Origin of the sequence: Ohtaekwangia sp., from assembly GCF_036568665.1 — a bacterium.
Lineage (GTDB): Bacteria > Bacteroidota > Bacteroidia > Cytophagales > Cyclobacteriaceae > Ohtaekwangia.
The window spans coordinates 1-5,816 of sequence record NZ_DATCSD010000488.1 but is presented as its reverse complement, the minus strand read 5'-3'; the positions used below and the strand labels follow the sequence as shown (position 1 = coordinate 5,816).

Here is a 5,816-nt window from a genome sequence, read left to right as displayed (position 1 = left end):
TTGCCTCGCGTAGAGGAACACTTCAAACGTTTCGATGCAGCACATATAAACTACGCACGCAGTATATATGATCCCATCATTGTAGTGAAGAAGAACAATGCTGGTAAACTGGTAATTGAATTATCAACCGAAGTGCCCGGACTGGATATATACTATACAGTAGATAACACTATTCCGAATCAATACTACTCGCACTATACATCGCCAATCGAATTTCCGGATGGAGCCGATAACCTGCGACTGATCTCATACCGTAAAGGCGAACCAATCGGTCATTTGATTTCACTGAAGACAGAAGATCTGGAGAAGCGTGTGAAGAAGTAAGAGGCGCCAGCTATATACTTATAAAATGCCCGGTAACTCCCGGGCATTTATTTTTAGGAGTTAATTAGCTTGATAGCGAGTCCTTTGCGCAAGGTGTTGTTGATTTCGGCAATGCGATCGGTATAGCTGATCAGGTCCTGGATTACTTCTGCCGGTGCATCGGATGTAACCCGGGTTTTATATTGAAAGTTAGTGCCGGGTTCTCCTTCTCCGCCAAACTCGCCTGTAACCTCTACATCCACACCGGTAACAAGTATATTTCGCCTGGTTGCCTCGCGGTATATATCGTTGCAAAAGCAGGTTGCCAGTGCCAGTAAAAGAAGTTCGCCACCGTTTACCGATGAACCATAACCGGAAGATTTAGACGCGATGGAAAGAGCTTGTGAGTTGCCATTAGTGTCAACAGCAACAACATGGTTGTTAAATGAGTTTTTAACTGAAGCAGATATTTTCATAAGAGAGGATTGAAGAGACAGACTATGGTTAAGATGATATTTGATTATTCTTTTTAAAGTCGGAAGGATTAATGCCTTTGTATTTTTTGAATATCCGGTTTAAATGACTCTTATCGGTAAATCCGAGTTCATCGGCAATTTCAGAGATGCGCATATCGCTGTGCAACAATCGATTTTCCACCAGCTTTAATTTGTAGGTGGTAATATACTGCTGCATGGTTTCATTTGAATGTTTCTTGAAATAGCGACCGAGGTATGATTCTGAGATACCAAAATGCTCGCTGATGTTTTCTGCGCGGAGTTTTTCCGGGTAGTATATATTTGACTGAATATAGTTTAGTATATCAACAGCTTTGTCTTCCGTTGCTTCATCTACACCATCGGGTAAGCTCAATGCTATATTCCGGGCAACGATTATCAGCAGGGTGTTGATGTATTGACGTACAAGGTCTTTATGGTATAGATCGCGATTCGTGTGTTCATGCACAACTGCTTCCAATATTGATTTTACTATAACACGATCCTGTTCTTTTTTCAGGATACATCCGGGTTCATGCCGGGCGTTCTTCAAAATAGTTTCAAGCCGGTTGAGTGTTTCTTTTTCGTGTGCATGCTCCTTCAGGTAAGCATGATTGAAGCGTATAAAGAAAAGCTGTGTAGGTGTGGCCATCTCAAAGAAGTGAGAGTCATCGGGCGTCAGCAGAAATAGTTGACCGGCTTTATAGGGAACTTTGGTTTTATTGATGGTGTGAAATCCTGATCCTGTTACAATATATACCAGCTCAAAAAAACTATGGGCATGCTCCGGCCGCGGGCAGGCATCCAGCAGTTCCTTTAATACAATCTGAAAGGGTTCGTATAAGTTGTCCTTGATCATACCTGAATGTACACTATTAACGAAAAATAATACACCTTGTTCGTGCTTGTTGTTGTACAATTTTGTGTGGTTAAAAAACAATAGAAATGAAAACAAGTTCAACAAGCACCATGCGTGCCATGGTTCTGGAAGCATTTGATTCACCGCTGGTAATGCGCGAAGTATCAAAGCCCGTTCCCGGAAAGAGCCAGGTTCTGATAAAAATTATGGCCAGCGGAGTAAATCCACTCGATTTGAAAATACGAGCGGGCAAAGCAGACCTCGCAAAAGTTACATTGCCTTCAATACCAGGCATTGACGCTGCCGGTATAGTAGAAGCTGTTGGCGAAAACGTAACTGCATTTAAACCAGGAGATGAAGTATATGGTATGATGGGTGGTGTAGGCAACAACCAGGGAACTCTGGCTGAATATATAGCCGTTGATGCAGAGGCACTCGCATTAAAGCCACGTAACCTTTCGATGAAAGAAGCGGCTGCTTTGCCTTTGATCTTTGTTACTGCGTGGGAAGGATTAGTAGATCGTGCGCGTGTTAGTATGGGCAAGAAGGTTTTGATACATGGAGGTTCCGGTGGCGTAGGTCATATCGCTGTGCAGATTGCTATAGCACTGGGTGCAGAAGTATATGCAACAGATTCGGCAAAGGGAATTGACTACCTGACTTCGCTGGGTGCAACAGCCATCGACTATACTAAAAATACACCCGAGCAATATCTACAGCAGTATACCGACTCGGAAGGTTTTGATGTTGTGTTTGATACAGTAGGAGGAGAAACCCTCGATGCATCCTTCCGGTCGGTAAGAAATTATCACGGACATGTTGTAAGTGCGTTAGGATGGGGAACGCATAGTATAGCACCTTTGTCGTTTCGCGGAGCAACGTATTCGGGTATATTTACTTTGCTGCCATTGTTAACCGGCATAGGGAAAGCACATCATGCTGAAATTCTTGGTCATGCTACAGAACTTATTGAAGCAGGGAAGATAAATCCACGAGTGAATCCTGAAAACTTTATATTAGAACAAGCGAATAAAGCTCACGAGGTTTTACAGAATAAAGCAGGTGTTGGAAAAGTGGTGGTAACTATATAATCGCCATTGTTGGTGAGGAACACCTGCAATGGAGGAGAGATATATAGTTCCCCTATTCAAAATCGTAAACGAAAGTTTGAACGCCAACGTTAGTTAATCCTTCAGAGTGGGATCGACTAACATGTAAGGTAATAGACTATTACCAATTGACCATTGTGTCGCCAGCGTATCCAGCCAGCTTCGATTGGCTGGAGATGTTCGTTACATTCTAGTTTCCGATTGGTTCGAATCTTTATCCAGTCACCCTTAACTTCCACGGCTTCGAAGCAATCTTGTTTGGTATATTTCCTGATCGTTGCCGAAGTTGAGCTTGCTTCTGTTTTTATATCAACTGATTCGTGGGGCTCAATACCGGTAGTGTGTGTAACCAGAAAATCTTTCCACTGGAGTATTTTGAGTGTAGGAATTTTTTGAATCCATCTTTTCTCTCCTGTTTCATTGTGGACAATCACCTCAATCCAGTTGCCTTCGATTTTTGTATATCGAAACAAAAGTGAAGAGTAATCCAGCCAGATAGATTCAGGTTGCAGCCAGTGTTTATAATCAGTTCCTGCAATGGATATATAATCCTTGTTGTTTACAAGGCGTATAACTTTTTCAGGTTTACTGTCGCCCCAGCTCTTGTATATATTAATTTCACGAGTAGTATAAATATCTATGTCTACAATCCCCTGTCCGAGTTCAGTTTTGGCATTCGCGAGTAGGGGCAGTACAGCGGCCACAATATATAGTACTATATTTTTCAACTTACATTTTAAATTTTACAAGCCCGGTGTGTTCCAGCCATGAAAGATCATTTTATAGCCACTTTTTTCAAAACAACTTTTTCACCCTTGCGGATCATCATGGTATATATACCCGCAGGGAGATTTTCAAGGTGTAGAACATTTGTCTTTTCAGTGAAGGTTATGGATTGCGAAAATACTACACCTCCTGTTGTGTTGAACAACGAGACTAAAGCCTGACCGAGGAGACTGTTATTTACTTGTATGTACACCATTCCTTTTGCAGGATTAGGATATAGTATAATAGTATTCTCGGCCGATGTCTCTGTTCCGGTTATGGTAAAGGAAAGAGAAGCAAAATCATCTGAACGGCAGCCCTCTGCGCTTATGCTTCTTACTTTATACACTCCGGATTCTGCAGCTATAATTTCCTTCGTCTGCTCATTCAGAACAACATCGTTGAGTGACCATTCATATATAGTGCTGGTGCCAATGGCTTTCAGTGTATTTAACGATGGCACTTCTATAGCCGTAGGAGCTGCCGGCAAATCGTGTACTGTTACAGTCGTGATTTCCGATAAAGGGCTTTCGCATCCATTGTTTACAGACACGGTATATTCTCCACTTTCACTTACCACGATAGCTTGTGTGTTTGCACCGTTAGACCATGTATAGCTGTTATAGCCGTTGGGTGCCGAGAGCGTTACGTTTTCACCATCACAGAATGTAACAGGCCCTGAGGCAGTGATAGCAGGTTGATCCGGTTCATTCAGGGTAAGTGTTATAGTTTGTGCTGTTGTGGAGCCGCATTCATTGGTTAAAGTACATATCCACGTGCCTGCATCCTGCTCACTGAAAGATGTAAAGTTTAGCAGTGGTGTAGTTCTTGACGGATCAATAACGTTGTTATGTTTCCATACGGCAGATGTAGTGTTCGTACTGGCAAGGTCGACTGAGAAGGCTGACCCTTCGCAGATTGAATGTGAGCTGACAGCCTGAAACTGATAGGCAGGCTTGCGACAAATTTGCTTTAGTGATGGTGCAAATCCCGGATACCAGAAACGACCGGCCATCCGCAATTCATTGGTTGTAATGTTATACTCGAACACACCAAACTGGGTAGCACCATAAAGTTTTCCATTGGTGCTATTAACTAATCCCCCGGGAAATGAACCGACATCTCCAAGCCAGGAGACGCCAAGAACGAAGTCATACTTCTTGGTAAATATGTTAGTAGCCGGGTCAAATTCATAGAGCACACCACCTCCTGCAGGAAGATATGTTTCGGGTATACCGCCTCCATGTGCTGTTCCATAAAGCTTGCCATTCTTGCCCATTACTAATGACGATGGCTCATAACTATATGCGCTACCGGCAAAGTCATACTTCTTTACATAGATATTGGTGGAGGGAGTATACTCATAGATAACCCCTTTGTTATTGGTGCCTCCATAGTAGGTTGTAGAGTAGAACTTGCCGTTGGCTTCCACCAGATCACCGCTATATATATAGCCAGCGTCAACCAGACACGAACTCTTATACCGTATCGTCAATGTATTGTTTGTTGGATTTACGCGAATGATGGAACCCATGTTAGGGTTGCCAATCGGACAGCTTGAATTGGTTTGTGTAGTGGCATACAGGTAGCCATCGCTTGCTTTATAAAAGACCTGTACAAGTTTGTTTTGTAGCGTACTGTTGCTGGCACCACCTTGATAGGTGGGAATAACAAAGGGTTGACTAAAAGTATTGGTAGCAATGTTATAGGAGAAAACATAATTACCCTGGTTCATCAGGCCGTATAGTATACCCGGAGATACTTCTATAAGCCCGGGCTTACCATCTCCCAATGGAAGAACTACATTAGGTAATGCCGTATTACCTGGTCCGAAATGCTGTAATACTTTGAATTGATCAGTACTCAGATCATATTCGAAAAATGTACCACCTCCCAATGGCCCGGTAGTATTTACACCTCCGTCAGCGGCAAGTCCGTAGAGTTTATTATTGCTGGCATATAGCAGGGCGCTGATATTCTCGCCATCCACAGCACTTTGAAAGTGATGAACAATTTCAAGATTGTCTCCTATGGAATCCGTCTTGAAGATAAAACCATTTCCATAAAGGCCACCTTGACTGGCAGTTCCCCAGAATTGCTTCTGGCTATAGGTAACTGACAACGAGACGCCCAGGAATAAAATACTGAGTATAATTCTGTGCATAGTTAAAATTAACAATTGTATAAATGCATTATGTAAGCATGTATGATTGCACGTGCTATTTCAGGTTTTGTGTAGCCCGGCCGTTAGGAAATTGATTAAAATGGATGATGTAACACAAAAAA

General features: G+C 42.6%; 6 protein-coding genes. 2 read left to right on the top strand and 4 right to left on the bottom strand.

The window, feature by feature from the left end; all coding sequences use genetic code 11:
• Window positions 1-324: FN3 associated domain-containing protein (locus VIN08_RS28265; protein ID WP_331973059.1), on the top strand; the 324-nt coding region annotated here is incomplete at its 5' end.
• Between the two features lie 53 nt (window positions 325-377).
• Here the strand turns inward: VIN08_RS28265 and VIN08_RS28260 are convergent.
• On the bottom strand, window positions 378-779 hold the full coding sequence (locus VIN08_RS28260; protein WP_331973058.1) for an OsmC family protein: 402 nt from the start codon (window positions 777-779) through the stop codon (window positions 378-380).
• A gap of 28 nt (window positions 780-807) precedes the next feature.
• The gene (locus VIN08_RS28255; protein WP_331973056.1) at window positions 808-1,656 is read right to left on the bottom strand and encodes an AraC family transcriptional regulator; all 849 of its coding nucleotides are present in this window, start codon (window positions 1,654-1,656) and stop codon (window positions 808-810) included.
• An 86-nt stretch (window positions 1,657-1,742) separates the two neighbouring features.
• On the opposite strand from VIN08_RS28255, the gene VIN08_RS28250 reads away from it, so the two are divergent.
• Window positions 1,743-2,747, top strand: a complete 1,005-nt coding sequence (locus VIN08_RS28250; RefSeq protein ID WP_331973054.1) for a zinc-dependent alcohol dehydrogenase family protein — start codon at window positions 1,743-1,745, stop codon at window positions 2,745-2,747.
• Between the two features lie 116 nt (window positions 2,748-2,863).
• Here VIN08_RS28250 and VIN08_RS28245 read toward each other — a convergent pair whose 3' ends face one another.
• Both VIN08_RS28245 and VIN08_RS28240 read right to left on the bottom strand, forming a co-directional pair.
• A complete protein-coding gene (locus VIN08_RS28245) occupies window positions 2,864-3,469 on the bottom strand; it encodes a hypothetical protein (RefSeq protein WP_331973052.1) in 606 nt (201 codons plus the stop codon).
• A gap of 71 nt (window positions 3,470-3,540) precedes the next feature.
• Window positions 3,541-5,694: a choice-of-anchor tandem repeat GloVer-containing protein gene (locus tag VIN08_RS28240; protein ID WP_331973050.1), complete on the bottom strand. Its 2,154-nt coding sequence runs from the start codon at window positions 5,692-5,694 to the stop codon at window positions 3,541-3,543.
• Window positions 5,695-5,816: the final 122 nt, after the last annotated feature.

What these genes read in the sequence shown, in the direction of transcription:
- VIN08_RS28260 (WP_331973058.1), bottom strand. Translation starts at nt 779, where the DNA reads ATGAAAATATCTGCTTCAGTTAAAAACTCATTTAACAACCATGTTGTT.
- VIN08_RS28255 (WP_331973056.1), bottom strand. Translation starts at nt 1,656, where the DNA reads ATGATCAAGGACAACTTATACGAACCCTTTCAGATTGTATTAAAGGAA.
- VIN08_RS28250 (WP_331973054.1), top strand. Translation starts at nt 1,743, where the DNA reads ATGAAAACAAGTTCAACAAGCACCATGCGTGCCATGGTTCTGGAAGCA.
- VIN08_RS28240 (WP_331973050.1), bottom strand. Translation starts at nt 5,694, where the DNA reads ATGCACAGAATTATACTCAGTATTTTATTCCTGGGCGTCTCGTTGTCA.